Annotated in this window: 16 protein-coding genes; all 16 read right to left on the bottom strand. The window is 50.1% G+C overall.

Annotated elements, in window-relative coordinates:
- Nucleotides 1-10 precede the first annotated feature (10 nt).
- The 16 genes from DW931_RS01320 to DW931_RS01245 all read right to left on the bottom strand — a co-directional run bounded on the left by DW931_RS01320 (nucleotide 11) and on the right by DW931_RS01245 (nucleotide 20,381).
- The gene (locus DW931_RS01320; RefSeq protein WP_118293686.1) at nucleotides 11-1,888 is read right to left on the bottom strand and encodes a DUF6020 family protein; all 1,878 of its coding nucleotides are present in this window, start codon (nucleotides 1,886-1,888) and stop codon (nucleotides 11-13) included.
- 97 nt (nucleotides 1,889-1,985) lie between these two features.
- Nucleotides 1,986-2,162, bottom strand: a complete 177-nt coding sequence (gene rpsU / locus DW931_RS01315) for a 30S ribosomal protein S21 (protein ID WP_003504099.1) — start codon at nucleotides 2,160-2,162, stop codon at nucleotides 1,986-1,988.
- Between the two features lie 137 nt (nucleotides 2,163-2,299).
- Nucleotides 2,300-4,909, bottom strand: coding sequence for an alanine--tRNA ligase (gene alaS / locus DW931_RS01310; protein ID WP_227589512.1), 2,610 nt, complete (start codon nucleotides 4,907-4,909; stop codon nucleotides 2,300-2,302).
- Nucleotides 4,910-5,123: 214 nt separating this feature from the next.
- Nucleotides 5,124-5,966 carry a lysozyme inhibitor LprI family protein gene (locus tag DW931_RS01305; protein ID WP_118472309.1) on the bottom strand — a complete coding sequence of 281 codons (843 nt, stop codon included), beginning with the start codon at nucleotides 5,964-5,966 and terminating at the stop codon, nucleotides 5,124-5,126.
- A gap of 252 nt (nucleotides 5,967-6,218) precedes the next feature.
- Nucleotides 6,219-6,692 (bottom strand): ribonuclease HI, encoded by a 474-nt coding sequence (rnhA, locus tag DW931_RS01300; RefSeq protein WP_022359619.1) that lies wholly within the window; start codon nucleotides 6,690-6,692, stop codon nucleotides 6,219-6,221.
- A gap of 33 nt (nucleotides 6,693-6,725) precedes the next feature.
- The gene (locus DW931_RS01295; RefSeq protein WP_106999831.1) at nucleotides 6,726-8,333 is read right to left on the bottom strand and encodes an MBL fold metallo-hydrolase; all 1,608 of its coding nucleotides are present in this window, start codon (nucleotides 8,331-8,333) and stop codon (nucleotides 6,726-6,728) included.
- A 208-nt stretch (nucleotides 8,334-8,541) separates the two neighbouring features.
- Nucleotides 8,542-10,017, bottom strand: coding sequence for a stage IV sporulation protein A (spoIVA, locus tag DW931_RS01290; RefSeq protein ID WP_106999830.1), 1,476 nt, complete (start codon nucleotides 10,015-10,017; stop codon nucleotides 8,542-8,544).
- Between the two features lie 94 nt (nucleotides 10,018-10,111).
- Complete coding sequence (locus DW931_RS01285) at nucleotides 10,112-10,822, bottom strand: ABC transporter ATP-binding protein (RefSeq protein WP_118481772.1); 711 nt, start codon at nucleotides 10,820-10,822, stop codon at nucleotides 10,112-10,114.
- A 13-nt stretch (nucleotides 10,823-10,835) separates the two neighbouring features.
- Nucleotides 10,836-11,594 carry an ABC transporter ATP-binding protein gene (locus DW931_RS01280; protein WP_022359705.1) on the bottom strand — a complete coding sequence of 253 codons (759 nt, stop codon included), beginning with the start codon at nucleotides 11,592-11,594 and terminating at the stop codon, nucleotides 10,836-10,838.
- A gap of 3 nt (nucleotides 11,595-11,597) precedes the next feature.
- The gene (locus DW931_RS01275) at nucleotides 11,598-12,662 is read right to left on the bottom strand and encodes a branched-chain amino acid ABC transporter permease (protein ID WP_118481771.1); all 1,065 of its coding nucleotides are present in this window, start codon (nucleotides 12,660-12,662) and stop codon (nucleotides 11,598-11,600) included.
- 112 nt (nucleotides 12,663-12,774) lie between these two features.
- A complete protein-coding gene (locus tag DW931_RS01270) occupies nucleotides 12,775-13,656 on the bottom strand; it encodes a branched-chain amino acid ABC transporter permease (RefSeq protein WP_118481770.1) in 882 nt (293 codons plus the stop codon).
- A 291-nt stretch (nucleotides 13,657-13,947) separates the two neighbouring features.
- On the bottom strand, nucleotides 13,948-15,141 hold the full coding sequence (locus DW931_RS01265) for an ABC transporter substrate-binding protein (protein WP_118481769.1): 1,194 nt from the start codon (nucleotides 15,139-15,141) through the stop codon (nucleotides 13,948-13,950).
- 322 nt (nucleotides 15,142-15,463) lie between these two features.
- Nucleotides 15,464-16,474, bottom strand: coding sequence for an NAD(P)H-dependent glycerol-3-phosphate dehydrogenase (locus DW931_RS01260; RefSeq protein ID WP_118481768.1), 1,011 nt, complete (start codon nucleotides 16,472-16,474; stop codon nucleotides 15,464-15,466).
- 257 nt (nucleotides 16,475-16,731) lie between these two features.
- Nucleotides 16,732-17,364 (bottom strand): glycerol-3-phosphate 1-O-acyltransferase PlsY, encoded by a 633-nt coding sequence (plsY, locus tag DW931_RS01255; protein ID WP_118481767.1) that lies wholly within the window; start codon nucleotides 17,362-17,364, stop codon nucleotides 16,732-16,734.
- Nucleotides 17,364-18,695, bottom strand: coding sequence for a ribosome biogenesis GTPase Der (gene der, locus DW931_RS01250; RefSeq protein WP_118481766.1), 1,332 nt, complete (start codon nucleotides 18,693-18,695; stop codon nucleotides 17,364-17,366). Before der ends, plsY begins: the two co-directional genes overlap by 1 nt.
- A gap of 162 nt (nucleotides 18,696-18,857) precedes the next feature.
- Complete coding sequence (locus DW931_RS01245; protein WP_118626842.1) at nucleotides 18,858-20,381, bottom strand: DUF512 domain-containing protein; 1,524 nt, start codon at nucleotides 20,379-20,381, stop codon at nucleotides 18,858-18,860.
- Between the last annotated feature and the right edge of the window lie 233 nt (nucleotides 20,382-20,614).

Below are 20,614 nucleotides of genomic sequence, written 5' to 3'. Positions count from 1 at the left end.
ACTATGCCGTTTACCGTTTTCCCGTCAAACCCACTATCATTTCCAGCAGCCGCGGCACACAGTAAATCAACGGCAATGCATACCGCAGGGAAACCACCGGTCCCAGCAGAAGCGTTCCCCAGCAGCCCAGCAGAAGCATCATCGGAAGGATCTCATACGCCCGGCGCTTCCAGACTGCAAATCCTGCCGCAAACAGCATCAGCCAGAACGGAAATGCCTGGTTTAGAAGCACCGACAGCATCGGAACCGACTGGAATGCCGGTGTCAGCGTTGCCTCCCTCAGCCAGTCCGAAAGCGCCTGAAAATGGCTGTTCCGCGTGATATGCAGGATATTTAAATCATCTTCCAGGTACGCCCCGTCGTATAAAATATAGCTGATCCAGTACTGATTGTCTCCTATATACCAGTACCCCCAGTTTCCCATCAGAAATGAATCCAGATAGATATCCGGATGGCGCTTCCCGATTTCCGCCCAGGTCCGCACGAAACGTCCCATATCTGCCTGCATCACTTCCGTATGAAACCCACTTTTCACCGGATCCGCATTGACACGAACATACTCACTGAGCGCCTGCGGATCAATCAGCGTCTCGATATATTCCTTTTCCTCCGGTGCCAATTTCTCCGGGACTTCATGATATATGCGCGCCAGCTGCTGCATCGGCACGCACAGCATCTCCCTCGCATCGCCCTTTCCCACGCCGAACGCCGTTGGAATCGGACCGGATAAAACATACCATAAAGCTGCCACCAGCAGAGATGCCCCGATAAACCAGTTTCTGCGATACACTTTTTTTCGTAAAAACAGGCAGACTGCCAAAACAAAAAACAGGAACACATAGATTCCCTGATTTCGGAACAGGCACATGAAAAACACACTCACAAAAAAGAGCAGCCAATCACCCGTCTTTCCCACTTCTTTCCGAGAACCTGTTCCATTCGGATTTTTCTCTTTATCCAGCTCTCTTTCTTTATCCAAATTCTCTTTCTTCTGGCACATCCCCCGCCAAAAATGCTCCGGATCCTCCGCCAGACAACATGCCGCATCAAATGCCAGCAGGAAAAATGCGCCAAAGAGCACATCCTTCGTCGTGACAAAGGAAAAGACCGTCAGATACGGATTCAGGATCCAGAACGTCCACGAAGCAACGCAGAGCCATCGCGGTGCCCGCCGCGCTTTCATCCGGCACAGACACAGGGAAAATACCGCACTCATAAAAAACGACTGCGACAGCGCATACAGCGCCATCCCTGCCTGATAGGTATGGAACAGACGCCCCGCAATCTTCATGCAGAGTCCCAGATATAGCGTGTGAATTAATGGATGGTGGGTTGTCAGCGGCAGTTTTCCATAAAACTGAAGGAGCTGCGCGGACGCATCGTAAGAATAAATGCCCGGATAAACCGCCAGAAAAACCGGGAGGTAGACGCACCAGGAGAGAAACATCCATTTCAGCCATGTCCCCAAATCCGAATTTTTCGCTGCGCGCTGTTTCGATTCCCGTCCCTGGCTTTCCACATCGCGGCTGCTTCCCTGGTCTTCGCAGTCTTTCCCCCTCCGTGCTTGCGTCCGTTTCTGGTAACTGTTCACAGGCAGAAATTTTCTGAACTGAAAATCCCGTATCTCAGGCCAGCCACGCCCCAAAGCATCCAGTCTCACACAAATCGCCCAGACCATCACCGTCATACACGCCACCCAGCCCGCCAACTGTCCCAAAAACTGACCCGCCGTCCGGTAAATCAGCTCATTGCGGCTGTAACGGATTCCCAGAAGAATCATCAGCCCCATCAAAACACCCAGCACAAGGCTGACTGCTGCCAGGCGCCGATCCGCAATATATTGTTTCAATCCCTTTCCCCGTCTCTCATTTTCCTGCTTCTCTCTCATGCCCCTCACTCCATCATCCGCCACATCGCATTTCTTCTCTTTCTCCTATTGCACAAAAAAGTCCTGGTTCATATGAAAACCAGGACTTTTGCGTTACTTAATTGTATTTGCGTTTTCTAGCAGCTTCGGATTTCTTTTTACGACGAACGCTCGGTTTCTCGTAATGCTCTCTTTTCCGAATCTCCTGCTGGATACCAGCCTTAGCACAGTTTCTTTTGAATCTGCGTAAAGCGCTGTCCAGACTCTCGTTATCTTTAACGATTACATTTGACATAGCTCACACCTAACCTCCCTCCAGTTGTGTAATAAGTGCATATTAATACAACTGTATGGGTATTTTTTTAGCACTAAAAAGATTATATCATAAAAAAATGATACGTCAACAACATTTTACATATTTTTATGATTTTTTTATTTTACTTGCTCTGCTACTACTTCTGCCGCTTTTTCAAGGGCTGCTGCAATACCAGACGGATTCTTTCCGCCAGCCTGTGCCATGTTCGGACGGCCACCGCCGCCGCCGCCGACAAGACCTGCGATTGCTTTGATTAAGTTTCCAGCATGTGCACCCTTCTTCATCGCACCGTCAGTTACAGAAGCCATCAGGCTTACCTTGCCATCCAGAGTAGATGCAATCAGAACAACGCCGTCGCCCAGCTTCTCTTTCAGCTGATCGCCCAGATTACGCAGACCGTTCATGTCTACATCCTTAACCTCAACTGCCAGCAGCTTCACGCCGTTTACATCCTGTACCTGGTTCATAACATCGCCCAGAGAGTCGTTCGCCAGCTTACTTTTTAACTTCTCGTTCTCTGCGTGCAGAGTCTTGATCTCCTCTAACATGGACTCAATCTTGCTGCTCAGTGCCGCCGGAGTGGTCTTTGCCAGTTTCGCCGCCTCATGCAGCTCATTCTCTACCTCTTTGTAGTGGTTCATCAAACCGGTGGAGGTCAGCGCCTCGATACGGCGGACGCCTGCTGCAATACCAGCCTCAGAGAGAATCTTGAAGGATGCAATTGTGCCTGTGTTGGATACGTGTGTACCGCCGCAAAGCTCGGTGGAGAAATCCCCCATCTTAACAACACGGACTTTCTCGCCGTACTTCTCGCCAAACAGTGCCATCGCGCCCGTCTTCTTTGCCTCATCCAAGGACATAACATCGGTTACAACCGGCAGGGATGCTGCAATCTCATCATTTACAATCTTTTCAACCTTCTCTATCTCCTCTGGAGTCATCGCAGAGAAATGAGTAAAGTCGAAACGCAGACGGTCACGGGTTACCAGGGAACCAGCCTGCTCTACATGGCTACCAAGTACGGTACGCAGCGCTTTATGAAGCAGATGGGTTGCGGAATGGTTGCGGGAAGTCAGTTCACGGTTTTCCTTGTCAACCGACATGGTTACTTTTTCTCCCACCTCGAACATACCCTTTACTACAACACCGACATGACCGATCTTGCCACCCTGTAAATGAATGGTATCTTTTACTTCAAACACAGAGCCGTCCGGAGCGGTAATCTGACCGAAGTCACCCTCCTGGCCACCCATGGTTCCGTAGAACGGGGTTTCCTTGGTAATAATTGTACCAGTCTGACCGTCAGTCAGTGCCTCTACAATCTCATCCTCGGTCGTCAGAACGGAAATCTCGGATTCCGCTGTCAGACGATCATAGCCGATAAACTCAGTTGTAATAGCCGGATCGATGGACTGGTATACCGTAACATCCGCGCCCATATAGTTAGTCGTCTTTCTCGCCGCTCTCGCCTGTTCTTTCTGGCGTTTCATCGCTGCGTTGAAGCCGTCCTCATCGATACCGAGGCTCTTTTCCTCGAGAATCTCACGGGTTAAGTCGATCGGGAATCCATACGTATCGTAGAGCTTGAATGCGTTGTCGCCGGACAGCACTTTTTCGCCCTTCTTGTTCATATCTTCTTCCATATCAGCAAGGATCGCAAGACCCTGATCAATGGTCCTGTTGAACTTATCCTCTTCCTCCGAAAGAACCTTGAAAATCATCGCGCTCTTCTCTTCCAGTTCCGGATAACCATCCTTGGAAAGGTCGATAACGGTGCGGGACAGAGCTGCTAAGAACTCACCCTCGATGCCAAGTTTTTTGCCATGGCGTGCTGCACGGCGCAGAAGGCGGCGCAGAACATATCCGCGTCCCTCGTTGGATGGCATAATGCCATCGGAAATCATGAAGGTGCAGGACTTGATATGATCCGCTACAATACGCAGAGAAATATCGGTCTCATGATCTTTCTGATATTCGGTATGTGCCAGCTCGCAGACACGGTCTAACAGAGCTTTGTTGGTATCAACCGTAAACAAGGAATCTACATCCTGTACGATCACTGCCAGACGCTCCAGACCCATTCCGGTATCAATGTTCTTGTGCTCCAGCTCGGTGTAGTTGCCGTGACCGTCGTTGTTAAACTGGGAGAATACATTGTTCCATACCTCCATGTAACGGTCACACTCGCAGCCTACCGTACATCCCGGTTTGCCGCAGCCGTATTTCTCACCGCGGTCATAGTAGATCTCAGAACACGGACCGCACGGACCAGCGCCATGCTCCCAGAAGTTATCCTCTCTGCCAAAGCGGAAAATACGCTCTGCCGGAATACCCATCTCTTTGTTCCAGATATCAAATGCCTCGTCATCGCTCTCGAACACAGACGGATAGAGGCGATCCGGATCAAGTCCGACAACCTCGGTTAAAAATTCCCAGGACCAGTGAATCGCTTCCTCTTTGAAATAATCACCGAAGGAGAAGTTGCCAAGCATCTCAAAAAAGGTACCATGACGGGCAGTCTTACCGATATTCTCGATATCGCCGGTACGAATACATTTCTGACAGGTACATACTCTTGTTCTCGGCGGAATCTCCTGACCCGTAAAATATGGCTTTAACGGAGCCATACCAGAGTTGATAAGCAGAAGGCTGTTATCATTATGCGGAACCAGAGAGAAACTCTTCATTGCCAGATGTCCCTTGCTCTCAAAAAAGTCTAAGAACATCTTTCTAAGTTCGTTCACACCGTATTTTTTCACGTTGCTTCCTCCTATAGTTACTTCTATTTAAGTAAAATTTTCCTCATTCTTTATATCCTATCATAGGAATTTACATTTCGCAAGAGGTTTATCGGTACAAAAAGTGTACAAAAAGTGTGCAAAAATGGGACCCTTACCGCAATTCTATATGCCGCAAAAGTCCCATTTTCTAATTTTTTCACTACTCTGCCGGAAGATACGATTCATACAAATCCAAAAGCTCATACGCCCGATCCCGCGTCGAATTTGCCAGCGACGCCGTGTACTCGACATTTTCCATCGTGCCGCCCTTGTAGCGCTCCGCCGCCTGTTTCGCCGCCGTATCACGTTCCCGGATCCATCTGCGTTCCAGACCACGCAGCGTGTCTGTCTCCTCGTCTGGAAGCACCGCCATGATTGCCTGATAAATCTGATTTAATTCGGCATCCCAGAGCCGGTACTCATACGCGACCGCCTCCCGCATCGCGTCGGTCGTATTCGCACTTCCCGAATTTTCCAGGTTTTGAATCGTATTCTCGATCTCACCCAGCCGGTTCCGGTAATCTTCCGCTGTCCGGTCCGAGCCTGCACCTGTCCCGGAGGACGCGCCTCGCGCAGGAGATACAATTCCATTTTCAACCGGGGACACAACCGCCCCTGTATTCACAGAATGATCCGACTCATCGCCCGCGCTCTGCTTCTCTGCCGCCTTAGCAGCCGCCCGATTATCTGCACGTTTTTCCTTTTGTTCACCTAAAGACTGGACAGAAACATCTCCTTCCGCCTGCATACAGGCTCTATCTTCTGTCCCCACGCTTTCCGCATGCGCCATTTTTTTAGAAGATGGCTCCGGCGCATCCTCCGCCAGACCATTTTCCGCTGCTTCCGCCGCAAATGGTTCCGCCTCATACATCGCCTCCGGTCCGACCGTCAGGCTTCTCTCACTTCCCGCCTGCTCCCGGATATAACGCCGCGTTGCCGCCGTCGTCACAATCCCCAGCACCAGAATCAGACCGAGGGCAGCGATCATTCCTTTATTTTTCAAATTACTCTCAACCGCCTTTGCTATTCCTGTTCACTTGATAATTTTAAAATAGCACATTTAAGACGGTTTGAAAATAGATGATCGAAAGATGTAAACATATCGTAAGGGTTGTTATAGTAACTGCTCACAGGTAGGAATTTTCTGAACTGAAAATTCCGTACAATACAGTTCCGAATGCAGATTTTGCCGATTTGGAATGCGAAGCATCGGCAAAATCCTGTTACTGGGCACACATGTGTGAACAATAACGAGCTATACCCCCGGATCCACCATCAGCTCGTCCCCATCCGCCGCCGAAGTAGCCAAAAAGTCACATCTCTCATTCTCCGGATGCCCATTATGCCCCTTCACCCAGAAAAACGAAATCTGATGGGGTTCCTTGGCAGCGAGCAGGCGCTTCCATAGATCTACATTCTTAACCTCCTCATTTTTGCCGCGTTTCCAGCCCTTTTTGATCCAACCCTCGATCCAGTGCTGGTTAAAAGCGTTGACGAGATACTGGGAATCTGAATAGAGTTCGATCTCGCAGGGGCGGTTGAGCGCCTCGAGACCGGCGATAGCTGCCATCAGCTCCATACGGTTGTTCGTAGTTCGTTTGTAGCCGCCGGAAATCTCTTTCGTGTGCAGTTTTCCTGCCGGATCTACATAGTGAATGACGGTTCCAAATCCGCCCGGACCATCTGGATTGCCGCGGGCGGCGCCGTCTGTGTATATAGTTACTTTCAAGTCAGAAATCTCCTTTATGTCTATTATTGAAGCTTAGCGGTCCCACTTATCGCAGAGCGAGTTGATCTGGTCGGCAAAACGTGCCAAATCTTTGTTCGCCCCGCCCTCGTTATGCATAACAACACGGCGCAGGCGGTCGCAGGCTGCCAGCAGGCGGGCAAATACACCAGCCGCTTTCTTCGTTGCTTCGTTCACTGCCGGTTTCTGAATCGGAATACCCTTCGTAACAGTCACGAAGCATCCCTCTTTCAGGTCGTAGGAACTGCCGGAGAACGGAGCCATCGCATTGATGCCGTAAGTCTCCTTGACCGTCTCTGCAAATGCATCGCACACTGTGTCATCGCCGTGTACCACGAAGACCTGGGACGGTTTTTCCATAAAACTGCCAACCCACTCCAAAAGCCCGGTCTCGTCCGCATGGCCGCTGATGCCCTCGATCTTCTCGATCCGTGCTTTGACCTCGATCGACTCACCGAACAGCTTCACTTCCTCGCGTCCCTCAATAATGCTGCGTCCCAGTGTGCCGACTGCCTGATAGCCAGCAAACAAAATCGTACACTCCGGTCTCCAGAGGTTGTGTTTCAGATGATGGCGGATACGGCCCGCATCACACATGCCGGCTGCCGAGATGATAACCTTCGGTTCCTCGTTGAAGTTGATTGCAACGGAATCGCTGCTGGTGATCGAGAGATGCAGACCCGGGAAAGAAATCGGATTGATGCCCTTTTTTACCAGCTCCTTCGTCTCTTCATTGTAGCAATCCATCATATTGTCCTTGAACACGCCGGTCGCTTCCACCGCCATCGGGCTGTCTAAGTAAACCGGAAATACGCCGTGCCCGGTTACAAGGTTCTTCTCCTTGATAATACGGATGTAATTCAACACTTCCTGCGTTCTGCCGACCGCAAATGCCGGGATCACGACATTGCCGCCCTTATCCAGCGTCTCCTGAATCACGCGGGCAAATTCTTCCACGTGATCGCCTGTATTCTTGTGGAACCGACCGCCGTAAGTGCTCTCCATGACAACATAATCCGCCTGACGGATGTACTGCGGGCTGCGGATGAGCGGCTTGTTTTTGTTACCGATATCACCTGAAAATACAATCTTCTTGGAACAATCGTCTTCCTTCATCCAGATCTCGATCGAAGCCGAACCAAGCAGATGTCCCACATCGACAAACCGAATCTCCAGATTGTCATTCAGACGGATAATCTCATTGTAATTGCAGGGGACAAAGTGATGCAGTACCCCTTCCGCATCGTTCATCGTGTAAATCGGCGTCACCTCCGGTTTTCCGGCACGCATGGCCTTCCGGTTTTTCCACTCCGCTTCTGACTCTTGGATATGGGCGCAGTCTTTCAGCATGATATCACACAGATCGCAGGTCGCGCGCGTCGCCATAATCTGTCCGCGGAATCCCCTCGCATAGATAAGCGGAAGCAATCCCACATGATCAATATGGGCGTGCGTCACCAGCACATAGTCCACATCCGAATACGGAATCGGAAGTTCTGCATTTTCATACTTGTTGATCCCCTGTTCCATACCGCAGTCAATCAGAATATTCAGTCCGCTTGCCTCCAGGAAATGACAGCTGCCTGTAACCTCATGATCCGCACCGATAAATGTAAGCCTCATAAAATCAGCCCCCTGTTCTGTCGTTTATGTTTCCGCATACCCCTTGCGGAAAATGTTTTTGCTATTAGCTTCATTATAACTGATTTCTGACAATTTTGCAATTTCCCCGATAAAGTTTCGATAAAATTTTCATAAAATCACCTTATCTGTCCCACATTCCCATTCCAGACAACGCACCATTTTCCCAACAAGAGCCAGACCTATTCTATTATATAATAATACAGATCATCCCCCCATTGCTGTCATTGATGATTTTCTGCAGCGTATCCTGCAGCTTCACCTGGCAGTCCTCAGTGAGCTGGGAGATCTTCGCCTGAATCCCGTCATCGACGATCTGAGCGATTGATTTTCCAAAAATATTGGTTTCCCAGATGCCTTCCTCACCTTTTCCAGCATTCTCCCGGATGTATCGGATCAAATCCTCTGCCTGCTGTTCATTTCCCACAATCGGCGCGATCTCAGTCTCAATCTGCGCCTTGATGAGATTGATGGACGGCGCCTGCGCTTTCATTTTGACTCCATATTTATTGCCGTGGCGCACCACCTGCGGCTCATCGAGGACGATCTCCCCGCGTTCCGGCGTGACAACCCCATAGCCCTTCTTGCGCGCCTGCGTGAGCGCCACGGATGCCTTTTCATACTCGCTCTGCATCGACGCCAACCGCTTCAAGGTCTGCATCAGCTGGTACTCGCCCTCGATCGGCATTCCCACATACTCGCTGAGGATCTGATAATAATGCCCGTCGTCCAGCTCGACCACCGCCTGAACGCTGCCATCATCCATTTTCATTGATACAATCCGGATCCGACGGATCGCTTCCCCGGTTTCCTCCGGCAGCGCCAACGCCACATCGCGCATATGTACCGTCCGATCCATCATCCCCCGGACTGCCTGTATGACCTCCGATTTAAGCCAATGACTGTTTGGCAGAATCTCCAGCCATTTCGGAATCGAAAAATCGATCTCCGTGACCGGGAATTCCAGAAGCACCTGCCCCAGAATCTCCCGGATATCCTCGGCGCGCAGCTGCTCACAGTTGACTGGGAGCACCTGCACCTCATATTTTTCGGTCATCCGGGCTGCCAGCGCCCGCGTCTCCTCCGAATATGGTTTCTGCGAGTTTAAAAGCACCAGAAACGGCTTTCCCAGTTTTTTCAGTTCCTGCACGGTCTTCTCTTCCGCCGGAACATAATTCTCCCGTTTCAACTCCCCGAAACTGCCGTCCGCCGTAACCACAAGCCCGATCGTCGAATGATCCGTGATGACCTTGCGCGTTCCCAGCTCGGCTGCCGCTGTAAATGGGATCTCCTCCTCATACCACGGCGTCCGCACCATGCGTTCTTTCTCGTTTTCAATATGACCGGCAGCGCCCTCCACCATGAAACCGACGCAGTCGATCAGGCGGACCCGCACCTCCACACCGTCCCCAAGCGAGAGCTTTGCCGCCTCTTTAGGGATAAATTTCGGTTCCGTTGTCATGATCGTTTTCCCCGCCGAAGACTGGGGAAGTTCATCCCGGGCGCGCTCGCGGGCATGGACATCTTCCAGCCCCGGAAGGACGAGAAGTTCCATAAAGCGCTTAATAAAGGTCGATTTCCCTGTCCGAACCGGACCAACCACCCCAATATAGATCTCGCCGCCGGTTCGCGCCTGGATATCGCTGTATACATTAAAATGATCCATAAAAATACCCCCTTGGTCTGCTGATACAATGTATTCAGACCATAAGGGGGTTATGAATATTCCCATTTGGAAAGCTCCGGCTCACAGAACATTTTTATTCGCTCAGATAAGCCTTCTTTACTCTCTCATTATTCATCAGTTCTTTCGCATCACCGCTCAGAACGATATTGCCCGTCTCAAGCACATATGCTTTATTGGAAATGGAGAGCGCTTTTTTCGCATTCTGCTCGACCAGAAGAACGGTCACTCCGTCCTTGTTGATTTCCTGGATAATATCGAAAATCTCATTAACATAGAGTGGGGACAGACCCATCGACGGCTCGTCGAGAACGATCAAGCGCGGGTGGCTCATGAGGGCGCGTCCCATCGCAAGCATCTGCTGCTCGCCGCCGGACAAAGTTCCGGCAAGCTGGTTCTTGCGCTCTTTCAGACGCGGGAAACGCTTGTAAATCATTTCGATCGTATCTTCAATTTCCTTCTTGTCATTTCTCGTATACGCACCCATTTTCAGGTTCTGGAGAACCGTCAGGGAAGCGAACACACGGCGCCCCTCCGGCACGTGGGCGATTCCCATTGATACCAGCTTATAGCCCGGTACATGGGTAATATCCCTTCCTTCAAATGTGATATTGCCTGCCTTGGACGGCAGCAGACCCGTGATCGTGTGAAGCGTCGTCGTCTTTCCGGCTCCGTTGGCACCGATCAGCGCTACCACATCGCCCTGTTCTACCTCAAAGGAAATTCCCTTGAGTGCCTGTATCACACCATAATATACCTGTAAATCTTTTACTTCCAGCATTGACATACGAAACTTCCCCCTATTCTCCCAGATATGCTTTGATAACTTCTGGATTGCTGAGCACCTCGCTGGTCGGTCCCTCTGCCAGCATATGACCGAAGTTTAAGACCGTCAGGCGCTCGCAGATACCGGAGACCAGCTTCATATCATGCTCAATGAGAAGTACGGTCATATCAAAATGATCGCGCACGAAACGGATCGTCTTCATCAGCTCTGCCGTCTCATTCGGGTTCATGCCGGCTGCCGGCTCGTCAAGAAGCAGAAGCTTCGGCTCGGTCGCCAGCGCTCTGGCGATCTCCAGCTTTCTCTGCTTGCCGTATGGGAGGTTCGATGCCTTATAATCAAACTCTTTGTCGAGGTCAAATACCTTCAAAAGCTCCATCGCGCGCTCATCCATCTCTTTCTCAACCTTGTAATAGGACGGAAGACGCAGAATGCCGCTCAGCGTAGAATATTTATGATGGTTGTGAAGACCAACCTTTACATTGTCAAGCACGCTCAGCTCCTTGAACAGACGGATATTCTGGAAGGTTCTCGCGATGCCTGCCTGATTGATCTGGATTGCCTTGTGACCGGTAATGTCCTTTCCATCCAGCAGAATCCGTCCGCCATCCGGCTTATACACGCCCGTCAAAAGGTTGAAAATAGTCGTTTTACCAGCGCCGTTCGGTCCGATCAGGCCGTAGAGCTGTCCTTTTTCTATCGTGATGCTGAAATCATCGACCGCTTTCAGACCGCCAAAAGAAATACTTAAATTTTTTACATCCAGCATTGCCATGATTTACGCCTCCCCTTCTGTCTTCTTTTTCCGGAATGATGAAAAGATGCGCTCGCGAACCTCGATCGCCTTCGGGCTGGAGGTCAAAAGCATCATTGCAATCAGGACGACCGCGTAAATCAGCATACGGTAATTATTGAGGCTTCGAAGCATCTCCGGAAGCAGGGTTAAGATAACCGCCGCGATCATGGAACCACGGATATTTCCGATGCCGCCCAGAACCACAAATACAAGGATCATAATGGACATATTATAACCGAAGCTTTTCGGGGTCGCTGCCAGCGTCGCCAGGTTGTGTGCGTACAGAACGCCTGCCACACCGGCTAAGGAAGCAGAGATGGTAAATGCCATCAGTTTGTATTTCGTGATATTGATACCCACAGACTCTGCCGCAATACGGTTATCGCGGATCGCCATGATCGCACGGCCTGTCCGGGAATTGATGATATTCAATACAATAAACAGGGTCAGGAGTACCAGGATAATGCCGATCGTAAAGGTCGCCGTCTTCGGTGTACCTGTGATACCCTGTGCACCCTTGATGATCACCTGACCGTCCGCTGCCAGCTTTAAGGAAGCTACATCTTTCATGGAAACGTGGATTCCGTTTCCGTCGATGCCGACGTACAGAACATTGATAATATTTTTAACGATCTCACCGAATGCCAACGTTACAATCGCCAGATAGTCGCCTTTCAGACGCAGAACCGGAATACCGATGAGGATACCAAATACCGCCGCTACCGCCGCACCGACAAAGAGCGCCAGAATGAAACGTACCTGGTTGCTTGCGATCACATTTTTCATGGCATGATTAAAAAATGCACCTGAAAACGCGCCCGCACACATGAATCCGGCATGACCCAGGCTCAGCTCGCCGAGGATACCAACCGTGAGGTTTAAGGAAACCGCCAAAATCGTATAGGTACAAAGTGGAACCAGAATACCCTTTAAAAGACTGTTTACATGGCCGCCTGCCATCATAATCTGAATCAGAATGTAACAGCCAATTACAATTGCATACGTGATCGCATTCTGAATCCGAATTTTATTTTTATATGCGTTCATTTTAAACACCTGCTCTTTCTCTTGCTTATTGCAGTTCATGCACCATCTTGTTTTCACACAGCACTTTCCGTTTCAAAAGTCCCCGGCATGAACCATCGTATAATTTTCTCTATTATACTTTCTCCGTCATCTTCTTGCCGAGAATACCGGTTGGGCGGACCAGAAGCACGATAATCAGGACAGAGAATACGATCGCGTCAGAAAGCTGGGAGGAAATATACGCCTTGGCAAGGTTTTCAATGATACCAAGCAGGATACCGCCGATAAATGCGCCCGGAATCGAACCGATACCGCCAAATACTGCTGCCACGAATGCCTTGATACCTGGCATGGAACCGGTGTACGGAGACAGGGACGGGTACGCCGAGCAGAGCAGCACGCCTGCTACTGCCGCCAGGGCGGAACCAATCGCAAAGGTTACGGAGATCGTGCGGTTTACATTGATACCCATCAAGGTTGCCGCACCGCGGTCCTCAGAAACCGCCAGCATCGCCTGACCCATTTTCGTCTTATTGATAAACGTCATCAGGGCAGCCATAATCACGATACAGCTTAAAATCGTCACGATCGTGACACTGGAGATCGAAAGCTTGCCGCCAGCCAGCTTTAATGCCGGTACAGTAATAACCGATGTAAACTGTCTCGCATTGGAACCAAAAATCAGAAGCGCCACGTTCTGAAGCAGATAACTGACACCGATCGCAGTGATCAGAACTGCCAGCGGGGACGCACCACGCAGCGGTCTGTATGCAACTCGCTCGATCGTAACGCCCAGCACTGTACACACAACCACCGAAGCCAGAATACCCACAACCGGAGAACCGCCCATCGTTGTGACAATCGTAAACACTGTGAAACCGCCTACCATGATGATATCGCCGTGTGCGAAGTTCAGCATGCGCGCGATGCCATAAACCATGGTGTAGCCCAGTGCAATGATCGCATAGACACTTCCCAGACTGATGCCATTGATTAAATAAGAAAGAAAACTCATATGTATACACCTACCTCTTTGTTTCTACGTTTTCGCATTTCCCTGTACACGCATTTCGCTGCACATGTTTACCTGTGACCGAATTTAGCAGAACAAGTATGACCGTCGCGCAGTCTGCAAAAAAGCAAACACCTGGTTGCCGTCGCAGGCAAGCATGTGCAGTGAACCGTTTTAAAAAGAAAGCTGTTACTAAATGCCCGGCAGCCATCTGTGCCGCCGGACATCCAGTAACAGTCCCATCAGAGCTACATACATATAGCCGCAACGGTTCTGCAGTTTTTAAATTTTTAATTACTGCATCATCTCATATTTGCCGTCTTTGATCTCTACAGCTTTCGGCGCTTTCTGCGGCTCGCCTTCTGCCGTCCAGTGCATCTCTGTACCGGTCAGACCATCGATCTGGATCTCAGTCATAGCTGTTTTCAGTGCATCGCAGATATCGGAAGTGCTCATATCCGGTGTGATCTCTGCCTTCTCTGCAGCTGCCTTAATTGCATATACGCCGTCGTAAGCATCTGCTGCGAACTGAAGCGGGTCGATGCCGTAAGCATCACGGTAAGCAGTTACGAAGTCCTGGCTGGACTCCTCGTCTACGGAGAACGGAGTCAGAAGCATCAAACCTTCTGCTAAGGACTCATCAAAGCCATCAACGCTCAGGATACCGTCCATACCATCACAGCCGAAGAACTGCGGGTGGAAATCTTTATCGTTTGCCTGTTTCAGGATAACAGATGCCTCCTGATAGTAGATCGGCAGGAATACCAGATCAGCGCCAGACTCTTTTGCTTTGTCAAGCTGTACGGAGAAATCGGTATTGTTATCAGATGTAAATGCCTCGCTGGCTACTACCTCCAGACCCTGATTCGGAGCCTCTGCTACGAAGGACTCGCGGATACCATCGGAGTATTCGCTGGAGCTGTCGTAGATGATAGCGATCTTGGTTGCCAGTTTGTGCTCGCCGATGTACTGAGCGGATGCACGTCCCTGATCCGGGTCAGAATAGCATACGCGGAATGCGTTGTCGCCGGAAATACTCTCAACAGCAGATCCGGACGGAGTCAGCTGGAACAGGTTATCTGCTGCTGTCTCTGCTACAACTGCGATACACGGCTTGGAAGTAACGGTGCCAAGAAGCATCTGCATATTCCAGTCTTTTAAGGTATTGTATGCGTTGATCGCCTTCTCCGGATCATTCTCATCATCCTGGAAGTTGAACGCTACCTGGTAACCATTGATACCGCCAGCCTCGTTGATCTCATTGATTGCCAGCTCAGTACCATTCTTTACAGCCTCGCCGTAAGCGCCAGCCGCGCCGGTGATCGGTCCGATGCCGCCGATTTTAAATACTTCGCCGTCAGCTCCCTCTGCGCCCTGTGCATCTTCTGCTGCTGATTCAGAAGTGCCCGCATTTCCAGAACCGCCGCAAGCGGTCATAGACATCGCCATCATAGCTGCAAGCCCAAGACTAACTACTCTTTTTTTCATAATATTCTCCTCCAATTCTATGCTGCAATGGAATACAACAACTATTTGAATGAGGCAATTATAAATTTTACCCCTCTAATTGTCAATACAAAAACCACTTAAAAAAGAGGGAATTTAGCGGATTTTCGTTTTTTTTCGCTAAATTCTCTCTTTTCCAGATCTCGTAGTTATATTAAGTATTCTTACAGGTTATAGCAAACACTTTTATAAGCTTTTGTCCACCTGACGTGGACACCTGCATTTTCCAGAAAAACATAGTAGATCTCATTGCTATTATTCCGAATTATATCACTCAAATTCAGAACAATGACTGCCGTCTGAATTATCCCTTCCATGGAAGATCGCTCGATTCAATCCGCGGATCGCGCATCATCAGATCCGCCAGCGCCTCTTTCGGAGATTTCCCGTCAAACAACACCTGGTTGACCTGGGAAACGATCGGCATATCGCAGCCGTATTTCTGTGCCAGCAGAAGACCGGCTTTCGCAGAATAAACGCCCTCGACAACCATCTGCACTTCCTTCATCGCCTCATCCATCGTGTATCCCTTTCCAATCAAGATACCCGCCCGGCGGTTGCGGCTGTGCATGCTCGCACAGGTTACGATCAAATCACCAATACCGGACAGTCCGTAGAAGGTCTGCTGTTTTCCGCCCATTACGATACCCAGACGGGAAATCTCCGCAATTCCGCGGGTGATCAGCGCCGCCTTTGTGTTATCGCCGCATCCCAACCCATCCGCGGTACCGGCTGCCAGCGCAATGACATTTTTAAGAGCCGCGCCAATTTCCACGCCCAGCATATCCGGGCTGGTGTAAACACGGAACACCGGGCTCATAAACACACTCTGCATGAACTCGGCAGTCTTTTTGCGGTGCGCCGCTGCCACACAGGTGGTCGGCAATCCCCGGCTCACCTCCTCGGCATGGCTCGGTCCGGAAAGGACGGCTACCTCCGCCAGCGGAAGTTCCTCCTCGATGACCTGTGACATCGTCATAAGACTCTGCTCCTCGATTCCTTTCGCTACATCCACAACAATCTGACCGTAACGCAGGTATTCCTTCATCTTCGCCGCCGTACTGCGGACATAGACGGACGGAACCGCCATAATCAGCATATCCTTCTCCGCCATCGCGGTGCGCAGATCCGCTGTCATCTGGATCTGATCCGGAAGTACAACCTCCGGCAGATTTTTGTGCCGTCTGGTGCGGCTCATTTCCTGGATCTCTGTATCAAATGCCGACCAGATTGTCACATCGTGTCCATTATTGTTCAGAAGCACCGCCAGGGCTGTGCCCCAGGTTCCGGCTCCGATAATTCCTACTGCTGCCATCCTGATACCTCCCGACCTGCTTTTCTCTCTTCTTCTCTCTACAGGTCAATGTTTTTTGGAAATTTTTATACATTCCCGTTACTTATGACGTTACTGTTCACGCATACGTGCCCAGTAACAGAATTTGCCGTGGCTCGCATTTCAATACGGCAAATTCCTGCTGCCACCACGTTTTCTTACGGCACTTTCGGTTCCAAAAGTGCCTACCTGTGAACAATTACCTTATGGCAACTATGTAAAGTGTTGTTAAACTTCTTTCATGATTTCTTCGCGCCCAGTTTGTTTTCTGCGCCGGACAACAGACGCCCAATATTGCTCCGATGGCGCCAGATCGCCATGCACATCAGAATCGCGCCCAGTGCATAGAACTGGATGCGGTTCGGCGTGCTTACCCGGTAGGAACCCATGCTCTCAAAGATCACAAGCTCTGCAAAAAAGGTGAGCGACACAAGAATCGAACCAAGCGATACATAGCGGGTCAGGAACACCGTCACGGAGAAAATCACGAAACAGGTCAGCGTAATCCGCAGATCCATCGCTGTCATGATGCCCGCCATGCAGGCAATTCCCTTGCCGCCCTTGAATTTCAGGTAAAACGGGAAATTGTGACCGAGTGTGACTCCCAGACCCGCATACAATGCAAGAAGATCCACGTCCGCATTTCCCTTAAACAGCAGACGGCAGACTGCCATTGCAAACACCGCCTTGAAAAAGTCCCCTAAAAATACGATCGCGCCCGCTTTCTTTCCCATCACACGCAGGACGTTCGTAGAACCGGCATTTCCGCTGCCGTACTGGCGGATATCCATATGATTCGCCTTTCCATACAGATAGCCGGACTGGATCAGACCAAAGATATAGCCAATCACAATACAGATGAGACGTTCCATTATTGATCCTTCCCCTTTCTCTCGCGGATCAGGAATTTTAAGGAAGTTCCCTTGAATCCGAATGCGTCACGGATCTTGTTCTCGAGATACCGTGTATATGAGAAATGCATCAGTTCCTTATCATTGACAAACACAACGAATGTCGGCGGTTTGACCGCTACCTGTGTCATATAGTAGAGCTTTAAACGCTTGCCCTTGTCAGACGGCGGCTGCTGCAGTGCCACTGCCTCTGCCAGGATCTCATTGAGAACGCCGGTTGCAATACGCAGTGTCTGATTTTCGCGCACCATGTCGATCATCTCAAACAGCTTATTCATACGCTGTCCGGTCAGTGCGGATACGAAGACGAACTCCGCATACGGAATAAAGGACAGAACGGTCTTAATCTTATTGGTGTACTCATAAATAGTCTTATCGGTCTTATCGATCGCATCCCATTTATTTACCACGATGATAATACCTTTTCCGCGCTCATGTGCGATACCGGCAATCTTTGCATCCTGCTCGGTTACTCCCTCTTTCGCGTCGATGACCATCAGAACCACATCAGCTCTCTCAACCGCCGTTACGGTACGGATGATGCTGTAGCGCTCCAGCTCCTCCTTAATCTTGCTCTTGCGGCGCAGACCTGCCGTATCGATAAAGACATACTCGGTACCGTTGCGGACGATCTCTGTATCGACCGCATCGCGGGTCGTACCGGCGATATCCGATACAATGACGCGGTTCTCGCCCAGAAGCTTATTTATAATAGAAGATTTACCTACGTTTGGTTTTCCGACAATCGCCACTCTCGGACGGTCATCCTCTTCCTCGTCGCCGCTTCCCTCCGGGAAATGTGCCACGACTTCATCCAGCAGATCGCCCAGTCCCAGACGGGAGGCTGCCGAGATCGCTACCGGATCACCGATACCGAGGTTGTAGAACTCATAGACGTCATTGCCAAATTTCGCCGGATTGTCTACTTTATTGACCGCCAGAACAACCGGTTTTCTCGATTTACGCAGCATATCCGCCACCTTGGAATCCGAATCGGTCATGCCCTGACGCACATCTACGATAAACAGGATCACATCCGCCGTCGCGATCGCGATCTCCGCCTGCTCACGCATCTGGGACAGGATAATATCCTTCGTATCCGGCTCGATACCGCCAGTATCGATCAGGGTAAAAGAATGGTCTAACCAGGTACAGTCCGCGTAAATACGGTCACGCGTTACACCTGGAGTATCTTTTACAATCGAAATCATATCGCCCGCAAGGACGTTGAAAAGGGTGGATTTTCCCACGTTTGGACGTCCAACGACCGCCACCACCGGTTTCTTTTTCATATTTATGCCTCCATTTATTTTCATGCTCCGCAGCTGGTTTGTAAATCCACAGCTGCTATTTTTATTGTCCAGTTACTTGTTTCATTCATTGTGATGCATTTCACATCCAGACGCTTTCTTTCTGTGTGTCCGAAAGCACGTTTTCCACTGTATTTCCAGCCATCACGTTTCTTTCTCATCCTCCCGATCTGAGTCTTCCTCTTCAAAACAAACGACTTCATCCGGAGCATCCTCGTCCAAGTCTTCCGGCTCATATGCGTACACCTGTACGCCATCCAGATCTTCTTCCTGCCAGTTATCATCCATCTGAGCGACAAATTCCTCCGGATCCGGCTCATACTCGCCATGCCTGGAGCTTTCCTCCTTCACAGGAGCCAGAATTGCTTCCACAAAATCGCGTCCGCTTGATTTTACAATATCCACCGGAACTTGTAAAGCATTTTGTACATCCGTGCGGGTCAGATCATCCAGAAATGTCTCCTCGCCGCTTCGGAACATGGCGCTTGGAAGCAGCAGGCGGCTGCCGAGCGGCTGTTCCTTTAACTGTGCAATCAGATCCTTTGCCGTGATCAGCCCCGCCACCGTGATCCGCTCACCAAAGAAGTCATTGCGGATCGCATATACATGTACCTTTTTCCCCGGGAACTGGCGGCACACGCGCTCTACATACTGCTCAATATACGGGGCAGCCAGCCGTCCCGTTGCAATCGAAATCTCCTCCGGGCACACCTCGCCAGCCTCTCCCGGATGCAGCTGCTCCAGCGCCTCGGCTATCTCCTCCTCCATCAGGCGAATCATGCCGACCCCATTTTCCAGCTGGATATAGCCATCATAGCGATCCGCTTCCGGAAGCGGGCGCCCGGCGCCCATATAAAATTCATCGCTGGCGTGAATGAAGTGAATACCATGTTCCGCATAGATCTTCTTCTGCCATTTCTCTATCAAATCAATGGTATCGCCCAGCTGCTCCGGTGTAAACGGCTCAAGCGGATACAGACCATCGCGGTACTTCGAGAGACCGACCGGCACAACCGAAACACTCTGCATCGCCGGAATGTATTTCGTCAGGTCACGGATCGAACGATCTAACTCCGCCCCGTCATTGACGCCCCGGCATAAAACGATCTGACCGTTCATCGGGATATCCGCCTCATACAGGCGGTCGATTTTCTGGAGTGCCTCACCGGCAAAGCGGTTATGAAGCATCTTGCAGCGCAGCTCCGGATTCGTCGTCTGCACTGAAATATTGATCGGCGCCAGCTTAAACCGGATAATCCGCTCAATATCCTTATCCTTCATATTCGTCAGCGTGATATAGTTGCCCTGCAGGAACGAAAGTCTGGAATCATCGTCCTTAAAATACAGTGTCTCACGCATGCCCGGCGGCATCTGGTCGATGAAACAGAAGATGCACTTATTCCTGCAGGAACGATAATCGCTCATCAGACCATTTTCAAAGGTAATCCCCAGATCCTGATACTCATTTACGATATCCAGTTCCCACTCCTCGCCGTTCTTCTTGCGGACCAGCAGCGTAATCTCCTCACTGTTTATCTTATATTCATAATCAAAAATATCCTCTATCTCATCTCCATCGATCGTCAGAAGGACGTCCCCCGGCTCCAGCTCCATTTCCTCCGCAATCGAGCCCGGATCGACCGATTTTATCAGATGACCTTTTTTCATTTATAAAATCCTCATTTCAAATATTTTTAAACCCTAAGAATCCAGTATTATATTAACAGTAATCAGCTTTTTTGTAAAGTTGTGCTTCTGATTCGCAGATGCGGATTTTTTTGAAAGCAAGCCAAATATTTGATTTTTTTTGTAATTTTCTCATTTGCTATTGACGTTTCTTATCATAAAATGGTATAAAGTAGTTGTATTATGTCCTGCAAATGGCAGACAAACTTGTACGC

It is taken from the genome of Clostridium sp. AM43-3BH (assembly GCF_003479985.1).
GTDB classification, from domain to species: domain Bacteria; phylum Bacillota; class Clostridia; order Lachnospirales; family Lachnospiraceae; genus Otoolea; species Otoolea fessa.
This window is presented reverse-complemented; position numbering and strand designations above follow the sequence as displayed.